This window comes from Stenotrophomonas sp. TWI1151, from assembly GCF_039673135.1.
Lineage (GTDB): Bacteria > Pseudomonadota > Gammaproteobacteria > Xanthomonadales > Xanthomonadaceae > Stenotrophomonas.
This window is the reverse complement of record NZ_JBDJLA010000001.1, coordinates 812,398-836,765: the sequence shown is the minus strand read 5'-3', so window position 1 is coordinate 836,765 and position 24,368 is coordinate 812,398. Positions and strand designations below refer to the sequence as shown.

The window sequence follows — 24,368 nt, the reverse complement described above, 5'->3', positions numbered from 1 at the left end:
CCCCCAGCTCCTGCAATGCCTTCAGTTCAAGGTTCGGTGCCCCGATGATGTCCATCCTTCCCTGGTCTGCCGCGCAGCTGCGCGGCACGCGCGCCCCGGTGGTGCTGGAGCGGTGCGCATGAGCGCAGTGGCGGGGCGCTTTCCCGGCAGCACCGGGCCGATGGCCGAGCAGGTCCGTGCACTGGCGTGGCAGGCGACACCGGTGGGGCCGATCGAGACCTGGCCGGGCGCGTTGCGCAATGCCGTCAATCTGATCCTGGCCTCGCCCGAAAGCATGTACGTGGTCTGGGGCGATGACCTGACATTCTTCTTCAACGATGCCTACAGCCCGATTCTGGGGCCCCGCCTGGAGGGCGCGCTGGGCGCACCGTTGAGGGAGCTGTGGGCCGATGCCTGGGACGCTGTACGCGCGCCGATCGAGAACGCCTTCGCCGGTGAATCCTCCCGCTACGAGAACCTGCCGGTGTCAATGAGCCGCCAGGGCGTTCCTGAAGAGACCTGGTGGACGTTCTCGTTTTCGCCGATATTCCTCGATGATGGCAGGGTCGGCGGCGCGTTCTGCGTGACCAACGAGGTGACCAGCATCATCGTGGCCCAGCAGCGCCTGGCCCAGGAGAACGAGCGGCTCATCGCGCTGTTCGACAAGTCGCCGATGTTCATGGCCTTCCTCAGTGGGCCCGAGCATCGGGTCGAGTTGGCCAATCCGGGTTACCAACGGCTGGTTGGCAATCGCCATGTGCTCGGCAAGTCGATCCGGGACGCGCTGCCGGAAATCGTCGAGCTGGGCTTCCTGCCGCTGCTGGACGAGGTGTACCGCACCGGCAAGCCGTATATCGGCAGCGAGGTGGTGTACGAGGCGCCGTTCCCGAGCGATCCGTCCTCGGCCCGGCGCATGCTGGATATCGTCTTCCAGCCGGTGGCGGGTGAGGATGGCAATACGGCAGGCGTCTTCGTGCAAGGCCTGGACGTCACCTCCCACATCGAGCTGCAGCGCACGATGCGGCAGGTGGAGGCGCGCAATCGCCAGATCATCGACAGTGCCAGCGATTACGCGATCGTCGCCTCGGACCTGCAGGGCAGGGTGACCCTGTGGAATGCCGGGGCCGAGCACATCTTCGGCTGGACCGAGGCGGAGATGCTGGGTCAGAACGTGGAGGTGATCTACACCGCTGACGATATCCAGGCCCAGCGCTTGCGGCACAACCAGGGCGTCTCGATCGCATCGGGTGGGGTCAGTGGTGAGCGCTGGCTGGCGCGCAGGTCCGGCGAGCGCTTCTGGGCCAGCGGGGCGATGACCGTGCTGCGCGATGAAGATGGCGCCGTGCTGGGCTTCGTCAAGGTACTGGGCGACCGCACCCAGGAGCGCCGCGCCGGCGATGCACTGGCCCATAGCGAGCGCCGCCTCGGCGCGCTGGTGAGCGCCTCCTCGCAGTCACTGTATGCGGTCACCGCGGACTGGCGCGAGATGCGTCAGATTCTGGCGACCGGGCCGGTGGCACAGGACGAGAGCCTGCCTGCGGTCACCGACTGGCGAGAACGCTACGTACACCCCGATGATCTCGCCCTGCTCGAGCAGGCCATTGCGCGTGCGATGGCGCAGCGGCTGCCGCTGGAACTGGAGCACCGCACCCTGCTCGCCGATGGCAGTGTGCGTTGGGTGCAGATGCGTGCGGTGCCCTTGCTGGACAGCGCCGGTGAGATCACCGAGTGGTTCGGTACCGCCTCGGATGTGACCGAGCGGCGCCAGGCCGAAGAGCAGCTGCGCGAATTGACCTTGACCCTGGAAGAGCGCGTGCAGACCCGCAGCGCCGCGTTGCAGGTGGCCGAGGAGCGGCTGCGGCAAAGTCAGAAGATGGAGGCCGTGGGTCAGTTGACCGGTGGCCTGGCGCATGACTTCAACAACCTGCTGACCGCCATCTCGGTGGGGCTGGAGCTGCTGGAGCTGCGCATCGATCAGCGGCGCTATGACGACATCGGCCGCTACCTGGAGATGGCGCAGTCCAGCGCGTCGCGTGCCACGGCGCTCACCCAGCGCCTGCTGGCGTTCTCCCGCCGGCAGACGCTCGCACCCACGCCGGTAGTGGCCGATGCGATGGTGCGCGGCATGCTGGATATCATCTCGCGCACGCTGGGGCCTTCGATCGCGATCTCCACGCAGTTGGCGTCCGATCCCTGGGCGGTACTGGTGGATGTGCCGCAGATGGAAAATGCGCTGCTGAATCTGTGCATCAATGCCCGCGACGCGATGCCCGACGGGGGGCCGCTATGGATCAGCGCGGCCAACGTGAGCCTGCGTGGCGAGAGTGCGGCGGCGCTGGATACGCCGCCCGGCGATTACGTCCGGCTGGCCGTCAAGGACGCAGGAACCGGCATGGACGCGGCGGTGATCGAAAAGGTGTTCGAGCCGTTCTTCACCACCAAGCCGATCGGGCAGGGCACAGGTCTCGGGCTGTCGATGATCTATGGGTTCACCCGCCAATCCGGCGGACAGGTGCGGATTGATTCCCAGGTTGGCCACGGCACCACGGTGGAACTCTATCTGCCGCGCTTCATCGGCGAGAGCCCCGCGGACGCCGCCGAAGAAACCTTACAGGACCTGCCGGCGTGTTCAGCGCCCAGCGTCGGCACGATTCTGGTGGTGGAAGACGAGGAAGCGATCCGCGCGCTGTTGACCGAGGTGCTTGGCGGCGCGGGTTACAGGGTGTTGCAGGCACCGGAAGGCGGCCAGGCCATCGACCTGCTGCGCTCTGACGAAACGATCGACCTGTTGATCACCGATGTGGGGCTGACCGGTGGGCTCAATGGTCGTCAGGTCGCTGATGCCGGCCGCCAGGTGCGCCCTGCGTTGCCGGTGTTGTTCATCACCGGCTACGCGGCGTCGGCAGCGGTGGGCGCGGGCCAGCTGGAGGACGGCATGGAAGTGCTGACCAAGCCCTTTACGGCTGCGGAACTGGAGCGACGCGCCCGCGCGCTGCTGGCGATCAGGAACCCGTCGTGACCAGGTCAGCTGCTGTCAGAGCAGCGACCTGACCGAGGTCACCAGCTGCTTGAGCGTGAAGGGCTTGCGCAGCAGCTTGATGTCCTCGCCGCGGAAGTCGGGCCGGGCTCCGGCGGGGCCCGCGTAGCCGGTGACCAGCAGGATCGGCATGGCCGGATGCAGGGTCGTGGCGATCGTGGCCAGATCGCGGCCGTCCATGCCGGGCAGGCCGACATCGGAGACCAGCAGGTCGAACGGGCCGTCGTGCCTGAGGCATCCCAGCGCGGCCTCGGCATCGCCGACGTCGAGGACATCGAAGCCATCGTCGCTGAGGATGTCCTTGGTCATCTCCCGGATGGGCGCATCGTCTTCGACGAGAAGCACGCGGCATCGTGGGTGGGTTCGTGCAGCAGTCATTGCGGGCGGAGATCCTCGTGGCGTGCAGCCACCTGTGCGGATCTCCACCTTAGCGCCCGTGCGTGTTAGCCGGCCGTGCATCGCGCGCCAGCCCCATGTCATGACCGGGGGCGGGTGCCCGTCACGGCACCGCTGGCGATGGCCTCAATTCAAGGCGGTGCCGCTCTGGGTGGGGCTTTCATCCAACAGGGCGGTGCGGATGGACCGCGCCAGATCGCTGCGGGTGAAGGGCTTGGCCAACAGGGCGATGGTGCGGCCAACGGTGCCGCTTGCGTCGATATCGCGCGGATAGCCCGAGGTGAACAGCACCCGCAGGCCGGGCTTGTGGGCCAGTGCCTGCTTGGCCAGGGCCCAGCCGGACATGCCCGGCATCACGATGTCGGAGAACAGCAGATCCACGCTGACGTCGGTGCGATCCAGCAACCGCAGCGCCGAGGGGCCGTCATGCGCTTCGAGCACGCGATAGCCCAGCTGGCGCAGGGTATCCACGGTGTAGGCGCGCACATCGTCGTTGTCCTCGGCGACCAGTACGGTCGTTTCCGCCTCGACCTCGAAGGCGTCCAGCGCCTGTGCATCGGCCGGGCGCACGCTCGGCAGGGCGGCGGCCGAGCGCGGGAACAACAGCGTGATCGTGGTGCCGCTGCCCTCGGTGGAATCGAGCAGAACGTGCCCGCCGGACTGCTTGGCGAAGCCATACACCATCGACAGGCCCAACCCGGTGCCACGGCCGACCTCCTTGGTGGTGAAGAACGGCTCGAACACCCGCGCCATGACCTCCGGCGGCATGCCCTGGCCGCTGTCACGGACGCGCACCATGGCGTACTGGCCGGGCGGGACATCCGGGTGCTGCGCCGCGTAATCCTTGTCCAGGTGGATGTTGTCCATCTCGATGGTCAGGCGGCCGCCCTCGGGCATGGCATCGCGTGCATTCACCGCCAGGTTGAGGATCGAGGCTTCCAGCTGGCTCGGATCGATCTCCACGCACCAGATATCCGGGCTGTGCACCATGTCGATCTGCACCAGCTCGCCCAGCGAACGTTTGAGCATGTCCTGCATGCCGCGCATCTCTTCGTTCAGATCCACCGGCATGTTCTTCAGCGGCTGCCGGCGCGAGAAGGCGAGCAGGCGCTGGGTGACGTTGGCCGCACGCATGACGCCTTTCATCGCGTTGTCGAGCGCGCGTGAGGAATTGCCTGCCGTGTCGCCGAGCCGGTCGGTCAGCATCTTGGCGTACTCGATATTGCCGGCGATGACGGTCAGGATGTTGTTGAAATCATGCGCGATGCCACCGGTCAGCTGGCCCACCGCCTCGATTTTCTGGCTGTGCCGCAGCGCTTCTTCGGCCTGCCGCCGCGCGGTGGTTTCCACGGCCTCGGAGACGACGGCGGTGATCCGTGCCTGATGGTCGAACAGGGGGCGGAAGGAGAAATCGAACGTGCGCTTGCCGGTCGGCAGGCGCAGTTCCAGTTCGTGGCGCGACGCCGTGCCCGCCGCAGCCTCCAGGATGGCGGTGCAGACCACGCCGGGAACGCCGGGCGTGTCGGCGAACCACGCCGATTCGCAGTACAGGTTGCCGCGCACGTCCTGCTTGTCCGCCAGGATGGCGGCCAGCGAGGCCGAATTGGTGTCGATGATGTGGCCATCCAGGGTCAGCAGGTTCTGGTGCTGGAAACTGGATTCGAACAGCGCCTGCAGCCGGCTTTCGCTCCGGTGCAGTGCCGAGGTCCGCTCATCCACCTGGCGCTCCAGGGACTCGTTGCTGGCCTTCAGCAACGACTGCGCTTGCTTGAGGTCGCTGATATCGCGCGCCATCGCGTAGTAGCCCAGCACCGACCCATCCGGTGCCAGTTCGGGTACGCAGTCCACCTGGGCATGGCGGGCGGCACCGTTGCTGCGCAGGGAGAGCATGTCGAAGCTGACTTTCTCCCCCAGCAGCACCCGGTCGAGATGCTGCTGGATGCTGTTGAAGGTGTCCTCGCCGACGACCTCGCGGGTGTGCCGGCCGATCAGGCTGTCGGGCGTGCGGCCGTGCCACTCGACATAGGCATTGTTGGCGAAGCGGTAGCGATGGTCGTGACCGAAGTAGGCGATCAGCGCGGGCAGCGAATCGGTGATCAGCTTCAGCCGCTGGTGGCTGTCGTGCAGTTCGGCCTCGATACGCAGCAGCCGGCGGCGCTCCTGGGCTTCATGGATGGCCCGGACAACGGCATCGGGCAGGCGCTGCAGGCGCGACTTGACCACATAGTCGCGCGCCCCGCGCTTGAGCGCCTGCACGGCGAGCTCTTCGGTGAGCGTGCCCGAAACGAAGAGGAAGGGAATCTGGGGGGCGATCTCGCTGGCCAGGGCAAGGGCAGCGTCGCCATCGAAGCCTGGCAGCACGTGGTCGGCCAGGATCACATCGAACGAGGCGGTGGTCAGGGCATCGAGCATGCCCTGGTGCGACCAGGTGCGTTGGGCCGTGAACGGGATCCCGGCGCGGCGCAGCTGCGCGGTGATCAGCTCTGCATCCAATGCACTGTCTTCGACCATCAGGATCCTGATGGTCTTGGTTGTGGCGGCCTCAGCCATCGTTTCTACTCTTCCCGCCGAACAATGTGCCGTGGGGTGGCGGCTGGTTGGTGATGCCCCAGAACATGCCCAGGCCCTGGATCGCCTCGAGGAATTCCTTGAAGTCCACCGGCTTGACCACGAAGGCGTTGACGCCCAGCTCGTAGCTGCGGATCAGGTCCTGCTCCTCGCGCGAGGAGGTCAGCATCACCACCGGGGTGCTGCTCAGGGCGCGGTCGCTGCGGATTTCCTTGAGCACTTCCAGGCCATTGAGCTTGGGCAGTTTCAAATCCAGCAGCACCACCACCGGGCCACCGTGCATGGCGCCTTCATAGGGACCCTGGCAGCGGAGATACTCCAGCGCTTCCACGCCGTCGCGCACATGGGTCACGTCGTTGAGCAGCTGGCAGCGCGCAAGCGCCGCCATGGTCAGCTCAGCGTCTTTCGGGTTGTCTTCTACGAGCAGGATCGGTCGCAGATCTCTCATAGGTGGTCTCCAGTAACAAAGGGGATGGTGAAATAGAAGGTGGCGCCGGCGCCTACCTGGCCTTCGGCCCAGGTCCGGCCGCCATGGCGGGTGATGATGCGGTGCACGTTGGCCAGGCCGATGCCGGTGCCTTCGTACTCATCGACGTGATGCAGCCGCTGGAACACGCCGAACAGCTTGTCCACATAGCGCATGTCGAAACCGCAGCCATTGTCTTTCACGAAGAAGATGTCCTCCGTGTCATTGCGTTCGTGTCCGATCTCGATGCGTGGCTCGGGCGTGTCGCGGGTGAACTTGATCGCATTGGACAGCAGGTTCTGCCAGACCAGCCGCAGCATGCCCGGATCGGCCAGCACCTTGGGCAGGGCGGCGATCCTCCAGTCGATGGCGCGCCCGGTGTACTCCATGTCGAGCTTGCGGCGCACGTCGTCGGCCAGGGCGGTCATGTCCATCGCGATCTGGCCCATGGTCGAGCGGCCCATCTGCGAGAAGCTGAGCAGGTCATCCACCAGCGTCCCTGCCGATTTTGCCGACTCCACGATGGTCTCGAGGAATCTCTTTTCTGAATCGTTCAATCGCTCGCCGGCCGAGGACCACAGCAGTTCCGAGTAACCGACGATGTGGCGGAACGGCGCCCGCAGGTCATGGCTGACCGAATAGGAGAACGCTTCGAGCTCCTTGTTGCTGCGGAGCAGTTGTTCATTCAACGCCGCCATCTCCTCGGCCTTGCGCAGCACGATGTCCACGATCGCGGTGCGCAGCTCCAGCGCGGCATCACGGTCCACCTCGTTCCAGGGCAGCGACTGCTCGCGCACCGTCTGCTTCCAGCCTTCGAAGGAGGTGCGTGGCGACAGTGGCTGATCGGTCTCTACCTTGCGTGGGTCACCGCCCCAGCGAACGGTGCGGACGACCTCCGGCCGGAACCAGATCACGAAGCTGTCGTGGATCTGCGAGATCGAGATGGCCAGCACGCCACTGGCGACGCCGGCGAAAGCTTCGGCGTGCTGCCATTGCTGCGGGAGCGTGTCGGTGCAGAAAATGTCGCCATCGATCGGCTGGGCGGTCAACCACTGGACCAGCTGCATCACCTGGGGCTGGCTCGGGCAGTCGCCGTGCAGGATGCATTCGCCACGGTGCACGATCGCCGCACCGGCCGATTGGGTCAGTGCGAGCAGGCTGCGTTGATCGCGGCCGAGCGCGGCCATGAAGTCGGTATCGCCGGCCATCCGGCCGAGCAGCCGCACCTGGATGGCGCGGCGTGCAATGCGTTCTTCGACCAGCACCGCGCGCTGTTTCAGCGAAATCTGCAGCGACAGGATCTGGCCGATGAACTCGCAGGCCGTGCGCACGTGGTACGGCACGCGGCGCGCGAGCTGGTTGTGGCAGGAGATCAGGCCCCACAGTTCGCCCTCGCACAGCACCGAGACCGACATCGATGCACCGGTGCCCATGTTGCGCATGTACTGCAGGTGCACCGGGGAGACGCTGCGCAGCATGGCCGGGCCGAGGTCGGTGGGCGGCGCCTCGGCGATCGCGGGCACGCGCACCAGCGGCACCGGGGTGTAGTGGCTGTCAGCGATCAGCCGGATCCGGTTCTGCCGGTACAGCTCACGCGCCTGCGCGGGAATGTCCGATTCCGGGAAGCGCAGATCGAGGTAGGAGGGCAACACGCTGTTGCGGTCCTCGGCCACGACCGCACCGTTCCAGTCCGGGTCGAACTGGTAGATCATCGTGCGGTCGAAGCCGGTCAGCTCGCGGATATGCACGGCGGCGATCTCACACAGGGCCTGCGTGGTGGGCGCCCGCTCGATCGCAGCCATGAAGCGGCGGATCGAGGGATAGAGGTCTTCCAGCGAGCCTGGCTCGCCCGGCACCGGGGCCTCCAGCTCGATGATGACGTCATCCCCGATGCGGTGCGCCACCGTAGGGTGGTGGCCGGCCGTGCCGACCGGATGCGCGCCAAGGAATTGCGAGGCACCTTGCTCCAGCGCTACCAGCAGCGGCCTGCAGTGGGCCAGCGTACCGCCGAGCACTGCCTCCAGGGGCTGGCCCAGCGGATCGCCCAGCACCTCGATGAGCTCCGGTCGCGCGACGGCGCGGGCCTTGACGGTCAAGGTGAAGTGATCGAGGACCAGGATCAATCCGTAGGGCTGGATCGCGCCAGGGGTGCGGATCGGCTCACGCGCGCAGCTGGACAGATCCAAGGCGCTTGCGCCGGAATTCCTCGAGGACATTCATTGACTCCTGCTCGTTGCCAGTGGTGACCACCGCGCGAATGGCACGGCGTCGCCTGGTCGTCAGGAGCTCACACCGTCCACTGCGACGCGGTGTGCCACAGTTCCCTCATTTTTGCATAGGCGATCATCCTGGTCCGTGAGGATGAGACGGGGTTCCTTGCGTTGCTGGAATGCTAGTCCCAACGGTAACGCACCGTCGCCGACCACAGCCCGCCCGAGCCATCGACCGGGCCGCCATTGGCGTACCGGTAGTATTCGTTCGCGGCGAGCAGCGGCTCAGGCAGTTTCGTGACCTTGCGGTCGAAGACGTTGTTGGCGTTCAAGGCCACGTCCCAGCCACCGGGCAGGGTGGCGCCCAGCTGCAGATCGGTGATCCACAGGCCGCCGATGTCATACGCGATCTCGGCCTGGCCGGCATACGGCCCGCTGGTGGCCACCGTGGTGGGGGAGCCATAGCGCTGGATATCGCCATAACGGCTCTGGCGCAGGCCGACCCGGTAGCGGCCGAGCGACCAGTCCAGGCCAAGCACCTGGCGGGACTTCGGCGCCTTGTACAGCAGTTCGTTCTGCGAGCCGGTGCTGAAGACCGGCACATTGAAGGCCGCCAACACCGCGGGCGTGGGGGCCAGGCCGGTGATCTTCGCGCGGGTATGGCTGCTGGCCAGGGTCCAGCGCAGGGCACCGGCGCGGCCAAGATCCCAGCGCCCTTCCAGCGTCGCCTCCACGCCTTCGGTGCGGGTGTCGGCGGCATTGATGAAGTAGCGCACACCGTCCTGGGCACCGAGCCCGACCGAGGTCACCAGCGCACCGGAGCCGGGATACAGGCCCTCGCGGAAGGTGGTGGACAGGGCAATGCGATCGTCCACATCGATGCGGTAGGCATCCACGGTCAGTGATGCGCCCTGCCACGGCTCGGCCACGATCCCCAGGCTGAGGCTGCGCGAGGTTTCCGGGCGCAGTGGCTGCGCGCCCAGGGCGATGGCCTGCGGCGAGCCGGCCTGCAGGATGTGGTCGGTGTAGAAATTGCCATTGGAGGTGTTGCGGTAGGCCTGCGCGGCCAAGGAGGGAGCCTGGAAGCCGTTGCTGATCGTGCCGCGCAGGGCAAGCCGGGGGTGCAGGGCAAAGCGGGTCGAAAGGCGGCCGGTGCTCTCGCTGCCGAAATCGGAGTAGCGCTCGTGCCGGCCGGCAAGGTCCACGCGCCAGCGTGTGCCCAGATCGGCAGCGACGCCCACGTACACCGCGCCGCTGTCGCGGCTGACATCCACCGCATCTTCCGGCCGATAGCCGGGCAGGGCCTGCGAGCCGCCCAGGCCGATGCCCAGTACGGTGCCGGCATACGGACCATCCAGCACCCGCTGCCCGCCATGGGTATAGGACTGTACGTCGCCGGCGCCGATCCGGTAGCGCTCGTCGCGGTACTCCGCACCCGCGCTGAGCTCCAGTGGCGCGGCCAGCCACGCGGTCTGCAGCTGGCGGCGCACATCCAGATTGTGGGTCCAGGCGCTGTAGCGCAGGTCGCCGATATAGAAGTCGGTCTGGCTGTCCAGCCCATAAGTGGGGTTGATGCTGTTGTGCAGGTTGATGTCCATCGCATCGCGCCCGTAGCCGCTGCTGAGGTCCCAATCCCACTCGCCGAACTGGCCGCGCACGCCCAGCGTCAGCGCGCCATCGTTCTCGTCGATGTGCTCGGTGGGGGCGAAGCCATCCGGATCGATGGCCCGGACCACTTCGTTGCGCAGTGGCTGGCGGAAGTTCTGCGGTGCCCATGCATCGCGCTGGGCGAGCGTCAGCAGCCCGTAGGCCTCTACCGTCGCCGCCAGAGGCAGGCTGGCATTGGCGGTGGCGGTCTTGGTGCGGAACGCGCGGATGCCACGATTGCGCCAGGCATTGTTGTCGCGGGTCGCTTCGCGCGGATCGGGCGTGGCACCGGCGGGCAGCGTCGGGTTGCTGGCCTGGTTGCCCCCCGGGCGGATCGCATTGCCGGCGGCGTCCCTGGGGAAGTAGTACAGGAAGGTGTCGCGGGCGGGGCTGGTGTAGTTGGTGGCGTGCTGGTCGTCCAGCTGGGCGGCCAGGTGCAGATAGCCGCCGTCGCCGATGCCGAAACCGGCATCGGCCTGCACCACGCGGGAGCGACCCTCGCCGGCGAAGTAGGTGCCATCGCGGTAGGAGACGTTGCCGCCACGCGCCGCCTTGTTGGTGACGATATTGATCACCCCGGCGATGGCGTCCGAGCCATAGATCGCCGAGGCGCCATCGCGCAGCACTTCGATGCGTTCGATCGCCCCGGTGGGGATCAGGGCGAGATCGGCCGGTGCGGCGCCGCCGAAACCACCGGCGCCCAGCAGTGCGGTGGCGTGGCGGCGTTTGCCATCCACCAGCACCAGCACGTGGCTGGCGTTGAGGCCGCGCAGCTGTCCGGCGCGCACCATGCTGTTCAGATCGCCGGTTTCCAGCGGCAGGTTGAAGCTGGGCACGGTGGTGTTGAGCACATCCAGCAGGCTCGTCGCGTTGGCCGCGCGGATGTCGTCGGCCGACAGCACGTCGATCGGTGACGCGCTTTCGCGCACGGTGCGGCCTTGCGCGCGGGTGCCGGTCACGGTGACGGTATCGAGCGTGGCGGTGCTGGTAGCGGTGATGGCACTGGCATTCGTCTCCGGCGCTGCGTGGGCGGCAAGCGGCAGGGAGAGCGCGGAAACGATGGCGAGGGCCAACGGCAGGCGATGGTGCGTGGACAGCATGGAAGATCCCCAGGGAGAAGAAAGGCCGATGCGCAGGGACATGCGGCGGGCAGGCTACGGCGGTAGTGCCGGATCAGCAGGTGCGGTGACGCAGCGCACCCGGACAACAGCGTTCGGCCGCGGCGGCGATGCGCCGGGCGTGGATCACGGCGCGCCCCTCGCGGCAGCGGCCCAGCGCTCGAGATCGGCCGGATGCAGCGGTCCGTTGTGGACCTGCAGCACCGTGCCCTGCGCATCGATCAACACCGAGAAGGGCAGCGTGCCGATGCGGTTGCCGAACGAGGCGGCGGTACCGGGGGGGCCGTCGCTCTCCACCAGTTGCGGATAGGTGAGCTGAAGCTGGTCGCGCAGGGCGTTGGCAGCCTCGATGTCGTCCAGTGCGATGCCGACCACCTGCACGCCGTTCGGCAGCGGTGCCTGCGCCTGCGAGAAATGCTGCAGGTCCGGCAGCTCCTTCAGGCAGGGCCCGCACCAGCTGGCCCAGTAATTGAGCAGCACCGGGCGGCCGCGCCATTGCGCCAGCGCCGCCGGGGCGCCGTCCAGATCGGTCCAGTGCAGGGCAGGTGCCGCCTGGCCGGCAGGGGCGGGGGGTGTTGGCGGGGCGGCGTGCGATGCCAGGGGCAGCGCGAGCATCAGTGCGGTGGCCAGCAGCGCCGGCAGGTGCGAAGCAGGAGAAGTCATGGAGGGGAGGCCGTCGAAGACGTCGCACGCGACGCGAAGCGGTCATCGGTCAGGGTGTGCAGGAACTGTTCGATATCGTCGATCTCCGCTTCGGTCAGGTGCAGCGGATCGCGCAGCTGTGCATCACGGCCGATCGAATCGGGGATCACCTTGCCGGGGTCGTCGTAGTACACGATCACCTCGCGCAGGGTCTTGAACATGCCGTTGTGCATGTACGGCGCGGTCAGTGCGACGTTGCGCAGGCCGGGTACCTTGAACTCGCCCTTCTGCGTGGGATCGCCGGTGATGCCGCCGCGGCCCTCGTCATTGAACTCGCGGCCGTTGTAGATGCCGATGTTCTTGAACCGGTCCGAGGTGAAATCCTCGCCGGCGTGGCAGCTCACGCACTGGGCCTTGGTGATGAACAGCAGGCGGCCGCGCTTGGCAGCGTTGCTGATCGCGTCTTCCTGGCCGAGCGCATAGCGGTCGTAGGGACTGTCCACGGTATTGAGGGTCTTCTGGTAGGCGCCCAGCGCCCGGCCCAGCGTCCGCGGGCTGGGTGCGGCGTTGTAGGTTGCCTGGAAGCGCGCGACCCACGCCGGGTCTGCAAGCAGTCGGGCCACTGCCTGATCCACCGGCAGATCCATTTCCAGCGGATTGGCGATCGGCGCCAGGGCCTGCTCTTCCAGGGTTTCGCTGCGGCCATCCCAGAAGAAGCGGGTCCGCCCGGCACTGTTCATCACGCTGGGGGTATTGCGGGTGCCCACACGGCCTTCCACGCCCAGGCTGAGCGCACGGTCATCGGCGAATGCGCGGGCAGGCTGGTGGCAGCTGGCGCACGACACCGTGCGGTCGCGCGACAGGATGGGATCGAAGAACAACTGGCGGCCCAGCTGGGCGCGTGGGTTGTCGGAGAGATCGCCGTCGTAGGTCGGGGCATCGGCGGAAAACACCGGCGCCAGTACCGCAACGCCGATCAGCGCGGCCAGCAGGGCAAGGGAGCGGACAGGGCGGGGCATGGTGGCGCCGCGCTCAACGCGCGGCGATCTCCTGCTGGACCAGCTCGCACAGCCCACTCTCTTCGAAGCACACCTGGGCACGCAGGGTGCCGTTTACCGGTCCGGTGCCGGCGGCGACCGGCAGGCGCAGCTGACCGCGTTCGCTGAAGTAGGTATAGCGATACTCGCCGGCGAAACTGCGGCCGTGCCCTTCGCGCGGCGCGACCGAGTGCAGCGGTCCCTGCGCCTGTTCGCCACCGGCCAGGGTCACCCGCGCCGCCCGCGGGCCGATCTGCGGTTGCTCGAAATCGGAGGCATACAGGATCCAACCCGGTTCGATGCGGGCGTCGATCACCAGCTCACGGGTGCCGTCGGGGCGCGCTTCCACGCGCGGATCGAGTGCGACTTTCGGGGTGTCGGCGGCGGCCGCGCCGAACGGGATGAGCAGCAACGCGGCAACCCACGGGGCAAGGCTGCGACTCACTCCTTCGCCCCCTGGCCCTCGGTGGTGATGCGCAGCTGCACCTCGTCGGCGATATTGGGCAGGAACCCGGTCAGGCCGAACTCGCTGCGGCGGATGACGGCGGTGGCGTTGAAGCCGATCGTGGGCACCTTGCGGCTGGGATGCTCACCCACCTTGTTGAGGGTGGCGTCGAGTACGACCGGACGGGTCACCCCATGCAGCGTCAGATCACCGGTGATTTTCAGGCGGCCGGTGCCTTGCGGCACGACCGAGGTACTGCGGAAGCTGGCCTGCGGGTGCTTGGCGACATCGAACAGCTTGTCGCCCTTGACGATCTCGTCCAGTTTCGGAACGTGGGTGGCCAGCTCGGCCAGCGGCAGCTCCACCTGCACCTGCGACGCAGCGGGCTTGGCCGCATCGTAGATGAGCGTGCCGCTGCTGATCGCCGCGCGGCCGGTCGGGAAGGAGAAGCCGTTGTGGTTCCAGGTGAACAGCACATCGGTGTGGGTGGGGTCGAGCTGATAGGTCACCGGTGCGGCGGTCGCCACGGCGGGCACGGCGGCCGCGGTGAACAGGGCCAACAGGAGGGCAGTACGCATGTGAGGTTCTCTGGGCAGTGGCGCGCGGCCGCCCGCGGCATCACGAAGAGACCGTGCCGGGCAGGCAGCGCAGGAGCGGGTGAGCAACGGCCAGACGCGCTGGCCGCTGCAGCGGGTTACGGGGCGATCGCCAGTGATGTGGTCGTCGCCGGGGCGGCGGGAGCAGCGGCGCTGGCCGCGTACGGATCCGGTTCGGCGATCAGCCCATCAAGCAGGCTGTTGAAGCGGGTCACGTAGTCCTGGTGATACTCACCGGTGACCGTGCCGGTGTAGCCGGTATAGATCTCGCGGACCTTGCCGTCGCGGCCGATGATGATCGTGGTCGGGAAGGCGGCCATGTAATTGAGCCCCTTGAGTTTCTCGGTGGCGACTTTCTTGTCGGCGATACCGCCGAACACGATGTCGTAACGGATGTCGAAATAATCCTTGAAGGTGGTCAGGGTCTTCTGGAAATAATCGAAGTTGTCTTCCTGCTCGAAGGCGACGGCCACCGCTTCCACCCCACGGTGCTGGTTCTGCTTGAACCACGGCGCCAGGAAGTAGGTCTGGTCGGTGCAGTTGGGGCACCAGGTGCCGATCACTTCAACGATCACCACCTTGCCGCGGTACTTGTCGTCCTGAAGCGTGACCGGCTTGCCCTGCAGATCGGGGAAGCTGAAATCAATGCGATCCTGGCCATCCTTGAGGAAGGTGAGCTTGTACGGATCGGGCAGCTCCACCTTGTCGCTCTTCTCGGCCTCGAACTTGACCACGTTGTAAATGCCGCTGCCGAACGCGCCCTGGATGTTGCCGTCCTCATCGATCGTGCCGCGGATCAGCAACGGGCTCGGCCCGCTGAAGCCGGACAGATAGAAGCGGTTGCCCTGTACGGTGCCTTCCAGCTCGCGGGTGTCGCCAACGACGGTCATGAACACGCCGGAGAGGCGGTTTCCTTCCTGCTTGAGCAGGGCCACCTGGTTGCGCTTGTCCTGGCGGGCCGCCTTGTCGATGGTCTGCACGGCCCACTTGCCGCTGAGGTCCGCCGCGGGCGCCTCGTCCTGGCCTGGCTTGACGAAGCGCCATGCCGCGCCCTGTTCGGCGGTGAAGGCAAGGTTGCGCGCCCCGTTGCGGCTGGGCACCAGGTCCTTGTACTGGCCAACGAGATGTTTGCCATCCTCGGAGACCTTGCCTTCCAGGACGGCATCGTAGGTGTTCATCCGCACCGAAAATGTCCCGTCATCGCGCGGGGTGACCTTGAATTTGTCCGTGCGCGTGCCGTTGAGCAGGGTGAAGGTCGCGTCCTGCGCGCGCTTGCCCTTTACTTCGAAGTTGAAGGGGATGGGGTCGCCATCGATGGTGAATTCGCCACGCCACACGCCTTCGGCAGGAAACGGTGCTTTGGCGGCGGCCGCGGCAGGCAGGGCGAAGGCCAGGCTTGTAGCGAACAACAGGGTCGCGACGACGCGACCGGATAATGCCAGTGTCATGAGAGTGCTTCCAGATAATCCCCTTGGTCGCGCCAAGTCGCCGGCGATGCAGCCCCCGTTCCACTGCATCCGCTGAAAGGCCATCCCTGGCCGGTCACGTGCCATCCCTGGCGTGACTGGATTATTGCCACGTGAATGTCGTAAAAGTTCATCGCCGCTTGGTACGCATGTTCATCAGCATATTCAGCGGCGCGACGATGGCAGGCTGATAACCGTTTTGATATCAGCACGCGCCGGTGCTGCCGGGTTGCGTATTTGCCGCCGCCCGCCACATCGAAGACCATGGCGGCCTGAAGCGCCCACTGGCCGGGCGCAATGCCGCAGGCAGGCCGAGTAGCACCGCCGCCGCGTGCCGATAGAGGAGCAAGTCATCGTGAAGCCCAGGGAAGGTATCCAGGTGTCGGTCTACACCCGTTGGCACCAGTTGGCGGTGCCGCTGGCATTCGTACTTGCTGCCGGCAGTTTCATGTTCATCGTGCTCAATCGTGGGCCGGTAGGCGTCGCGATCGTGGTCGCCATGGCGTGCCTGGTGATTCCGCCGTTGCTGGCCTTCCAGGGATTCCCTACCCGTAACGAGGTCATGATCATGCCCGACGGCCTGATGTTCTCGCGCCGCGACGCGGTGCCATTCGATGCGCTCTCCAGCTGGGGCACCGATGATTATCTGAAGCTGGTGCGTCCCGGCCGGGCGACGCTGATGGTCAGCGCTGCCGATCTGCAGAGCCGGGAGCGCTTGCTGCGCGAGTTCCAGCAGGCGTTGGATGCCTGGCAGCGGAAACAGCCGGCACTGAGTAAGCCGATCCGCCGCACGCACTTCTACGGCTCCGCGCGTGCCGCTGCCATCGGTGCGGTAATCATGGCGCTGGGAGCGGTGTGCATTGTCATGGCGCTGCGCTTGCGTGAGCCATCCATCGAGCTGGCGATCGTTGGCGCGCTCGGTGGGCTGTTCGGGATGTTCATGCTGCTCGGCCGACGGGTCTGAGCCGGGCAACGCGTCCACACGGTCTTGTTTTCAGCGTCTCGCGTATTTCACGAGCTCAAGCGCAGCCTGCCGATGCGAGCTGCATCCGCAGCGCATGAAAAGGAGTGCCATACGCTATGAATACCCGAGGCGATTACGCCCACCCCGAACCCGTCGCTGCGGCGACCGTCGCCGTGGTCACCCCACCGCCCGTGGTGGACCTGCCGCGCGATAGCGCGGTGTCATGGGGCGCGATTCTGGCCGGTGCCATTGCCGCCGCTGCGCTGTCACTGATTCTGGTGATTCTCGGCGTGGGCCTGGGCCTGTCGTCGGTGTCGCCGTGGTCGTTTGAAGGCGTGACGGCAGAAACGTTTGGCTGGTCCAGCATCGCGTGGCTGACCTTTACCGCCATCGCCGCGTCCGGTCTGGGTGGCTATCTGGCTGGCCGCCTGCGCACGAAGTGGAGCAACATCCACGGGGATGAGACCTACTTCCGCGACACCGCGCATGGGTTCGTCTCCTGGGCGGTGGCCACGTTGCTCACTGCCGCACTGCTGACCTCGGCCATCGGCGGCATCCTGGGCGCCGGTGCCAAGGTTGCCGGCGCCACTGCCGGTGCCGCCGCCTCGACGGCAGGCGGTATCGCTGCCGCCGGTGCAGGCTCGGCTGCGATGGGCAGCGACCAGGGTGACGTGCAGTACTGGGTGGATTCACTCTTCCGTGCCAACCCGACCGCTGCGCAGCCCGCGCCGCCGGCCGGCCCGGCCGACGCGTCGGCACCGGCACCGGTCGCCAACGGTGCACCGCCGCCGCCGCGCCCGATGCCGGGTGCCGACCGTCGTCCGGACAGCGGTGAAGTGCGTACCGAGGTCAACCGCATCATCCTCAACAGCCTGAAGTCCGACACCATGGACCCGGCCGACACCCAGTATCTGGGGCAGCTGGTGGCGGCGCAGACTGGCATGAGCCAGGCCGAAGCACAGGCCCGCGTCACCGATGTGCAGACCCGCCTGCGTGCGGCGCTGGACAACGCCAAGGTGCAGGCCAAGCAGGCGGCTGACGATGCCCGCAAGGCAACCGCCTACGCCGCGTTGTGGCTGTTCATCACGCTGCTCATCGGTGCGTTCATCGCCAGCCTGAGCGCCACCTGGGGCGGCCGTCGCCGCGATCTGTGATCCTGACCACCTCAAGGGAGGAAACACCATGAAGTACATTCTGCTGTGGATGCTCGGGATTCCGATTCCGCTGCTGCTGTTGTTCGCGCTGCTGCGCTGACCGCTCACCCATCAGGCCGCCTTCGGGCGGCCTGATGCGTTGTAGGGACCCGATGTTGTAGAGGCGCTGGGCGCTCGCTGCGGCGTGGCTGTCTGAACGAGTCAGGGAGGTGGAGAAAACCTTCACGTTGCGGGCATCGGCCTTCGTGCCCAATCTTCCTGAATTCATTTAAGCTTTCACCATTGCGGCCCCCATTCATATCGGAGACGGGTCGCGCGTCACCCCCGTATCCCCCCTTTTTCCAGGACCCTCTCCATGGCGGCTTTGCAGCAGCGCACGATCGATCTCATCCGCAGCCACCAGGAGCCTGTGCTCGCCGCATGGGCCGGCAATCTGGCCGGTACCAGCCAGGCGCAGGACGGCCGCCTTTCCTCCCGCGAGCTGGATGTCCAGGTCCGCGAGTTCTGGCGCCTGTTCCTGGATGCGCTGTCGGCCACCGACGTGAGTGCCGTCGCGCGGGCAGAGTGGCAGGATATCCGGCGTTTCCTGGAGGAACTGTCGCGCGAGCGCGTCCTGAAGGGATTCAATTCCGCGGAGACCGCCAGCTTCATCTTCTCGCTGAAGCGACCGCTGTTCGACGTGATCCAGCAGGGGTATGCCAATGACCCGGCGCACCTGGGCGACCAGCTGTGGGCGATCTCCGAGCTGATCGATCAGCTCGGGCTGCACACGGTCAGCGTGTTCCAGAAAACCCGCGAAGACGTGATCCAGCGCCAGCAGGAAGAAATGCTTGAGCTGTCCACGCCCGTGGTGAAGCTGTGGGACGGTGTGCTGGCGCTGCCGATGATCGGCACGTTGGATTCGCAGCGCACCCAGGTGGTGATGGAGTCGCTGCTGCAGCGCATCGTGGATACCGGTTCTGAAATCGCCATCATCGATATCACCGGCGTGCCGACCGTGGATACGCTGGTGGCCCAGCATCTGCTGAAGACTGTCACCGCCATCCGCCTGATGGGCGCCGATGCGATCATCAGCGGCGTGCGGCCGCAGATCGCCCAGACCATCGTGCACCTCGGGCTGGACCTGCAGGGCATCGTGACCAAGGCCAATCTGGCCGACGCACTGGCGCTGGCGCTCAAGCGCACCGGCCAGACCGTCACCCGGACCGCCCGCTGAGATGGAGCGCATCCCGATCCTGCAGATGGGCGATCTGCTGCTGGTGACGATCCAGGTGGACATGCATGACCAGCTCGCGCTGACGCTGCAGGACGACCTCACCGAGAAGATCCGCAGCACCTCCGCGCGCGGTGTGCTGATCGACATTTCCGCACTGGATATCGTCGATTCGTTCATCGGCCGCATGATCGCCACCATTTCGTCGCTGGCCCGGATCATGGATGCCACCACCGTGGTGGTGGGCATGCAGCCGGCCGTGGCAATCACGCTGGTGGAGCTGGGGCTTACGCTCAGTGGCGTGCGCACCGCGCTCAATGTGGAGCGTGGCATGAAGCTGCTGCAGCGTACCGACGAAGACGAAGCTGCCTCATGAGTGCGTCCAGTGGTTCGCTGCCGATCCGCATCGAGCAGGACGTCGTGCTGGCCCGCCAGGCCGCACGCCAGATCTGCGTGGCATGCAAGCTGCGTCTGATCGACCAGACCAAGCTGGTCACGGCCGCCAGCGAGTTGGCCCGCAACGCCGTGATCTACGGCGGCGGCGGGACCATGGACTGGGAGGTCGTGGAGAAAGGCCTGCGCAAAGGCGTCCGGCTGGTCTTCGCCGATAGCGGGCCCGGCATCCCCGATGTCGCGCAGGCCCTGACCGATGGCTGGTCATCCGGCTCGGGCATGGGCCTGGGGCTGTCCGGTTCGCGTCGCCTGGTGGATGAATTCGAACTGGAGAGTGCGCCGGGGCAGGGCACCCGCATCACGATCACCAAATGGAGCTGAACTTCGCCGGCCAGGTAACGCGGGCCGTGCTGGTCGAAGAAACCTCCCAGGTCGGACAGGCCCGGCGCGAAGCGCTGGCGCTGGCCGATCATGTCGGCCTGGATGAAATGGACGCCGGCCGCGCGGCGTTGGTGGCCACGGAGATGGCGACCAACGTGCTCAAGCATGGGCGCGGCGGACGCATGTACCTGTCCGTGGTCTGTGGCCGCGGCGGTAACGGCGTGGAGCTGTGCACCGTGGACACCGGTCCGGGCTTTTCCCTGGCCGAGTGTCTTCCAGACGGCTACTCGACCGGGGGCACCCAGGGGTTGGGGCTGGGTGCGATCCAGCGCCAGGCCACCGTGCTGGATGCCTGGTCCGATGCCAAGGGAGCGGTGGTGGTGGCGCGGATCTACGCCAGTCGTGCGCCACGCGATATCGATGTGGCCTACGGTGCGCTGCGCATTCCGATGCGGCACGAGCTGGCCTGCGGCGATGCCTGGCATATCCGCGCCGACGGACAGACCGTGGCGGTGACCGTGATCGATGGACTCGGCCATGGACTTCCCGCCGCCGATGCCTCGCGGGCCGGCGTGGAGGCGGTCGCGCACACGCACGCGGGCGGCGCACCGGCATTGATCGGCGTCCTGCACGCGGGCATGTCCGGCACCCGGGGCGGTGCAGCGGCCGTTGCCTGCGTGGACGTGGCCACCCTGCAGGTGGAGTTTGCCGGTATCGGCAATATCGCCGCGAGCCTGTGCGAGCCCACCGGTTCGCGTGGGTTGGCGTCACACCCGGGTATCGTGGGCGTGCAGTACCGCAAGGCACAACCATTCCATTTTCACGCGGCCGCAGGCACGCTGCTGGTCATGCATAGTGATGGCCTGCAGGCACGCTGGAGCCTGCGTGACTACCCCGGTCTGCTGCACCGCCACCCGGCATTGATCGTGGCGGTGCTGCAGCGTGATTTCGATCGTGGCCGGGATGACGCCGGCATTGTTGCCCTGCGTCTTGGAGATCTGCATTGAGCGCTTCACCCGATGATCAGGAGCTGCAACGGCTGCGCCTGGAAGCCGATGCGCTGCGCGCTGAGTTGGATGAAACCAATCAGGGGGTGCTCGCCTTGTATGCCGAGCTGGACGAGCAGGCCGAGCAGCTGCGCGAGGTGTCCGAGCTGAAGAGTCGGTTCCTGTCCTACATGAGCCATGAGTTCCGCACGCCACTGGGCTCGATCCTGAGCATGACGCGGCTGTTGGAGGACGGCATGGATGGCCCGCTGACCGAGGAGCAGCGCCGGCAGGTGCGTTTCATCAGCGCCTCGACCAGTGAACTGCGCGAGATGGTGGACGACCTGTTGGATCTGGCCAAGATCGAGGCGGGGCGCATCACCATTTCACCGGCCTGGTTCGACCTGATGGACCTGTTCTCTGCGCTGCGTGGCATGTTCCGCCCGCTGGTGGAGGGCAACCAGGTGGACCTGGTATTCGAAGACCCGCCGGTCATGCCGCTGCTCTATACCGACGACAAGAAGCTGGCGCAGATCCTGCGCAATTTCATTTCCAACGCATTGAAGTTCACGCCCAATGGCCAGGTGGTGGTATCAACCCGGCTGGAAGGTGAGAACGCCGTGCGCTTCAGCGTGCGCGATACCGGCATCGGTATCCCCGACGAACTCCAGTCGACCCTGTTCGAGGATTTCGTGCAGGTGGATACCCCGCTGCAGAAGCGCCTGCGCGGAACCGGTCTTGGTTTGTCCCTGTGCAAGCGATTTGCCGAGCTGCTGGGTGGGCATGTCGGGGTCGAGAGTGACGTCGGTAAAGGCTCGGACTTCTATGTCGTACTGCCGCTGACACTGGCCACGGAGGCCACGCATGCCCAGCCCTGATCGCATCCTGGTGGTGGATGACAATGTGGCGACCCGCTACGCGGTGCGCCGCGTACTCGAGCACCACGGGTTCCACGTCGAGGAAGCGGGCACCGGCGGTGAGGGGCTCGCGCGCCTGGCCGAGCATGATTTCGGCGCGCTGGTGCTGGATGTGAATCTGCCGGACATGAGCGGCTTCGATGTGGTGCGCCAGTTGCGTGAGGACGCGCGGCTGCAGTTGCTTCCCGTGGTGCACGTCTCGGCCGCATCCATCGCGACCGGTGACATGATCACTGGCCTCAACGCCGGCGCCGATGCCTATCTGATCCATCCGGTCGATCCGGATGTGTTGTTGGCGACGCTGCGCAGCCTGCTGCGCGCCCGTCGTGCCGAGGAAGCCCTGCGCGATACCGAGGCGCGGTTCCGCGAAATCTTCCGTCACATCAATGCCCCGATCGCGGTATTGGATGCGTCGCTCAACGCCCATGATGCCAACGATGCCTTTACCCGTCTGCTGGGTCAGCAGGCAGGACCAGGCCAACTCGATCAGCTGCTGCAGGATCAGCTCGCCCCGCTCAGTGCATTGAAAGTGGCGTTGGCCGAAGGCGAGCGCTGGCAGGGTACCTTCAGCCTTCGGGTCGGCGGGGTCCTGCGCATGACCGAATGGCGGGTGACCCCGTACCAGGCCGCCGGGCAGGGCCTGGTGCTGATCGAAGACACCACCGAACACCATGCGCGCGCCAACGAGCAGCGCCAGGAACTGGAAAGCGCCACGTCCGAACTGGCGTTCCAGATCGCCGAGCGCGAGCGCACCGAGATCGAGTTGATGCAGGCGCAGAAGATGGACGCGCTGGGCCAGCTCACCGGCGGCATCGCGCACGATTTCAACAACCTGCTGACCACGATCATCTCCGGGCTGGACATGATCGAGATCGCCGCCTCCAGCGGTAAATGGGACAAAGCTTCGCGCTACGTCGAGATCGCCACGGGCTCGGCACACCGTGCCGCTGCGCTGACCCAGCGCATGCTGGCGTTTGCCCGCAAGCAGCCGCTCGATCCGCAGACCTTCGATGTGGTCGCGCGGGTGCGCTCGCTGGAAGACATGCTGCAGCGATCGATCGGTGAGAACATCGAACTCGAGCTGGAACTGGGCGTTGAACCCCTGATCGCGGTCGCCGACCCGAACCAGTTCGAGAACGTGATCCTCAACCTGGTCATCAACGCCCGCGATGCACTGGCGGGCCAAGGGCTGATCCGCATCCGCGCCGGGCGTGCCCGGATCGAGCGCGACCACGAGCTGGCGCCTGGCCACTACATCACCGTGACGGTGCTCGACAATGGCGTCGGCATACCCGCGGAGCTGTTGACCAAGGTATTCGAGCCCTTCTTCACCACCAAGCCGCAGGGCGAGGGCACCGGGCTGGGGTTGTCGATGACCTACGGGTTCGCGCGGCAGTCCGGTGGCAGTGCGCGCATTGCCAGCGAACGTGGCGAGGGCACCGAGATCGAGCTGCTGCTGCCCGAGGGGCAGCTCCAGTCTGCGGCCCACGACACATTGGCACCCGCACAGCTGACCCGTGGCAGCGCCGAGCGGATTCTGCTGGTCGACGATACCGATTCGGTACGCATGATGGTCCGGGAGATGCTGGTCGAGGCCGGTTACCAGGTCGTGGAAGCCATCAACGCACAGCAGGCCCTGTTGGAACTGCATTCGGACCGTGACCTGGACCTGCTGCTGTCCGATGTGGGTCTGCCGGGCATGAACGGCCGTGAGCTTGCCGATGCGGCTCGGGTGTTGCGCCCGCATTTGCCGGTGCTGTTCGTCACCGGTTACACGGAGAGTGCAGCCGTCCGCAATGAATTCCTGGGGCAGGGCATGTCATTGCTGCCCAAGCCGTTCAGCGTGAACGAGCTGCTTCGGGGCGTGCGGCAGATGTTCAACCCGGGCTGAGCTGGCGGACCGCCGGCATGGGTACAATCCCCCGACGCCTCCGGGGGAAACCGCCATGTCGCCACCCGCCATCGGCCCTGCCGCCCGCGCACTGGCAGACCGTGAGTGCAGGGCCATTGCCGCTGCGCTGGCGCTCCAGCCCGATGTCCACGATGCCGTGCATCGGGCGCGCAAGACGATCCGCCGCCTTCGCGCGCTGCTCGCCGTGCTGGAGAGCAGCGACCTTGAGACCGCCCGGACCGACGCGAGCCTGCGCCGGCTCGGGCAAGGGTTGTCGGCCTTGCGCGATGCCCATGTGGTGGTGGAGACCTGCCAGCACCTCGCCGCGCAGCAGCCCGCCCCGCCGTGGACGGAGGTGTGCAGGCGGTTGATGGCGCGGCGCGACGTAGTGCTCGCCCGGGCGCTGGCGCGCGACCCGGCGTTTGCGCGTCGTCACGCGGCGCTGCTGCGTATCGCCGGCGAACTCCAGGCGCAGCCATGGGACGGGCTGAGCGGGCGCGATCTCCGCAGGGGTCTGGCCCGCAGTGAACGCCGTACTGCCAAGGCGGAGAAGCGCGCTGCCCGCACCGGAGATCCGCAGGACCTGCATCGCTGGCGGCGCAGAGTGCGTCGCCTGCGGATGCAGCTGGAGGCGATGCCCGCGCTGGACAGTGCGCTTGCGGCCTCGATCAAACGGAAAGGGTCGGGCCACCAGGCGCGCGCGCTGCATGCCCTGGGTGATCAGCTTGGCAGGCAACAGGACCTGCGGATGGTCCGCAACCTGGTGCGGGTGATGCCGGGCGTGCCGGAACGGCGTGGCTTGCTTGCGCAGATCGATGCCGCACTGGCCGCTGCGCTCGGCTGAGCAAGGCAAGCGTATCCC

21 protein-coding genes are annotated in these 24,368 nt (G+C 66.6%); 10 read left to right on the top strand and 11 right to left on the bottom strand.

Translation table 11 applies throughout. The features are described 5' to 3' along the window. Window positions 1-118: 118 nt before the first annotated feature. The gene (locus tag ABE422_RS03665; protein WP_346482482.1) at window positions 119-2,998 is read left to right on the top strand and encodes a PAS domain S-box protein; all 2,880 of its coding nucleotides are present in this window, start codon (window positions 119-121) and stop codon (window positions 2,996-2,998) included. A 15-nt stretch (window positions 2,999-3,013) separates the two neighbouring features. On the opposite strand, the gene ABE422_RS03660 is transcribed toward ABE422_RS03665, so the two are convergent. From ABE422_RS03660 to ABE422_RS03610, 11 genes are all read right to left on the bottom strand, one after another. Beyond that, on the bottom strand, window positions 3,014-3,394 hold the full coding sequence (locus ABE422_RS03660; RefSeq protein WP_313212663.1) for a response regulator: 381 nt from the start codon (window positions 3,392-3,394) through the stop codon (window positions 3,014-3,016). Between the two features lie 144 nt (window positions 3,395-3,538). Further along, window positions 3,539-5,962 (bottom strand): PAS domain-containing protein, encoded by a 2,424-nt coding sequence (locus tag ABE422_RS03655; protein WP_346482481.1) that lies wholly within the window; start codon window positions 5,960-5,962, stop codon window positions 3,539-3,541. Beyond that, on the bottom strand, window positions 5,955-6,428 hold the full coding sequence (locus tag ABE422_RS03650; protein ID WP_313212661.1) for a response regulator: 474 nt from the start codon (window positions 6,426-6,428) through the stop codon (window positions 5,955-5,957). Before ABE422_RS03650 ends, ABE422_RS03655 begins: the two co-directional genes overlap by 8 nt. Beyond that, a complete protein-coding gene (locus tag ABE422_RS03645; protein WP_346482480.1) occupies window positions 6,425-8,662 on the bottom strand; it encodes an ATP-binding protein in 2,238 nt (745 codons plus the stop codon). Before ABE422_RS03645 ends, ABE422_RS03650 begins: the two co-directional genes overlap by 4 nt. A gap of 176 nt (window positions 8,663-8,838) precedes the next feature. Next, window positions 8,839-11,403, bottom strand: coding sequence for a TonB-dependent receptor (locus ABE422_RS03640; RefSeq protein ID WP_346480807.1), 2,565 nt, complete (start codon window positions 11,401-11,403; stop codon window positions 8,839-8,841). 144 nt (window positions 11,404-11,547) lie between these two features. After that, window positions 11,548-12,084, bottom strand: coding sequence for a TlpA disulfide reductase family protein (locus ABE422_RS03635; RefSeq protein ID WP_313212658.1), 537 nt, complete (start codon window positions 12,082-12,084; stop codon window positions 11,548-11,550). Beyond that, window positions 12,081-13,082 carry a cytochrome c peroxidase gene (locus tag ABE422_RS03630; RefSeq protein ID WP_346482479.1) on the bottom strand — a complete coding sequence of 334 codons (1,002 nt, stop codon included), beginning with the start codon at window positions 13,080-13,082 and terminating at the stop codon, window positions 12,081-12,083. Before ABE422_RS03630 ends, ABE422_RS03635 begins: the two co-directional genes overlap by 4 nt. Before the next feature lie 13 nt (window positions 13,083-13,095). Then, the gene (locus ABE422_RS03625) at window positions 13,096-13,545 is read right to left on the bottom strand and encodes a protein-disulfide reductase DsbD domain-containing protein (protein WP_313212656.1); all 450 of its coding nucleotides are present in this window, start codon (window positions 13,543-13,545) and stop codon (window positions 13,096-13,098) included. Beyond that, complete coding sequence (locus tag ABE422_RS03620) at window positions 13,542-14,123, bottom strand: YceI family protein (protein ID WP_346462628.1); 582 nt, start codon at window positions 14,121-14,123, stop codon at window positions 13,542-13,544. Before ABE422_RS03620 ends, ABE422_RS03625 begins: the two co-directional genes overlap by 4 nt. 116 nt (window positions 14,124-14,239) lie before the next feature. Then, window positions 14,240-15,589 carry a TlpA disulfide reductase family protein gene (locus tag ABE422_RS03615; protein WP_346482478.1) on the bottom strand — a complete coding sequence of 450 codons (1,350 nt, stop codon included), beginning with the start codon at window positions 15,587-15,589 and terminating at the stop codon, window positions 14,240-14,242. Next, complete coding sequence (locus ABE422_RS03610) at window positions 15,586-15,873, bottom strand: hypothetical protein (RefSeq protein ID WP_313212653.1); 288 nt, start codon at window positions 15,871-15,873, stop codon at window positions 15,586-15,588. Before ABE422_RS03610 ends, ABE422_RS03615 begins: the two co-directional genes overlap by 4 nt. Before the next feature lie 65 nt (window positions 15,874-15,938). On the opposite strand from ABE422_RS03610, the gene ABE422_RS03605 reads away from it, so the two are divergent. The 9 genes from ABE422_RS03605 to ABE422_RS03565 all read left to right on the top strand — a co-directional run bounded on the left by ABE422_RS03605 (window position 15,939) and on the right by ABE422_RS03565 (window position 24,350). Then, complete coding sequence (locus ABE422_RS03605) at window positions 15,939-16,571, top strand: hypothetical protein (RefSeq protein ID WP_346462627.1); 633 nt, start codon at window positions 15,939-15,941, stop codon at window positions 16,569-16,571. A 116-nt stretch (window positions 16,572-16,687) separates the two neighbouring features. Then, on the top strand, window positions 16,688-17,725 hold the full coding sequence (locus tag ABE422_RS03600) for a hypothetical protein (RefSeq protein WP_346480811.1): 1,038 nt from the start codon (window positions 16,688-16,690) through the stop codon (window positions 17,723-17,725). Between the two features lie 355 nt (window positions 17,726-18,080). Beyond that, window positions 18,081-18,941, top strand: a complete 861-nt coding sequence (locus tag ABE422_RS03595) for an STAS domain-containing protein (RefSeq protein ID WP_313212650.1) — start codon at window positions 18,081-18,083, stop codon at window positions 18,939-18,941. A 1-nt stretch (window position 18,942) separates the two neighbouring features. Then, window positions 18,943-19,314 carry an STAS domain-containing protein gene (locus ABE422_RS03590; RefSeq protein ID WP_019184175.1) on the top strand — a complete coding sequence of 124 codons (372 nt, stop codon included), beginning with the start codon at window positions 18,943-18,945 and terminating at the stop codon, window positions 19,312-19,314. After that, window positions 19,311-19,712: an anti-sigma regulatory factor gene (locus ABE422_RS03585; RefSeq protein WP_346462626.1), complete on the top strand. Its 402-nt coding sequence runs from the start codon at window positions 19,311-19,313 to the stop codon at window positions 19,710-19,712. The genes ABE422_RS03590 and ABE422_RS03585 overlap by 4 nt, the downstream gene beginning before the upstream one ends. After that, a complete protein-coding gene (locus ABE422_RS03580) occupies window positions 19,703-20,719 on the top strand; it encodes an ATP-binding protein (protein ID WP_346482477.1) in 1,017 nt (338 codons plus the stop codon). The genes ABE422_RS03585 and ABE422_RS03580 overlap by 10 nt, the downstream gene beginning before the upstream one ends. Next, complete coding sequence (locus tag ABE422_RS03575) at window positions 20,716-21,576, top strand: ATP-binding protein (RefSeq protein ID WP_346482476.1); 861 nt, start codon at window positions 20,716-20,718, stop codon at window positions 21,574-21,576. Before ABE422_RS03580 ends, ABE422_RS03575 begins: the two co-directional genes overlap by 4 nt. Continuing rightward, window positions 21,563-23,506: a response regulator gene (locus ABE422_RS03570; RefSeq protein ID WP_346480812.1), complete on the top strand. Its 1,944-nt coding sequence runs from the start codon at window positions 21,563-21,565 to the stop codon at window positions 23,504-23,506. Before ABE422_RS03575 ends, ABE422_RS03570 begins: the two co-directional genes overlap by 14 nt. Before the next feature lie 55 nt (window positions 23,507-23,561). Further along, window positions 23,562-24,350, top strand: coding sequence for a CHAD domain-containing protein (locus ABE422_RS03565; protein ID WP_346482475.1), 789 nt, complete (start codon window positions 23,562-23,564; stop codon window positions 24,348-24,350). The last annotated feature ends 18 nt before the right edge of the window (window positions 24,351-24,368 follow it).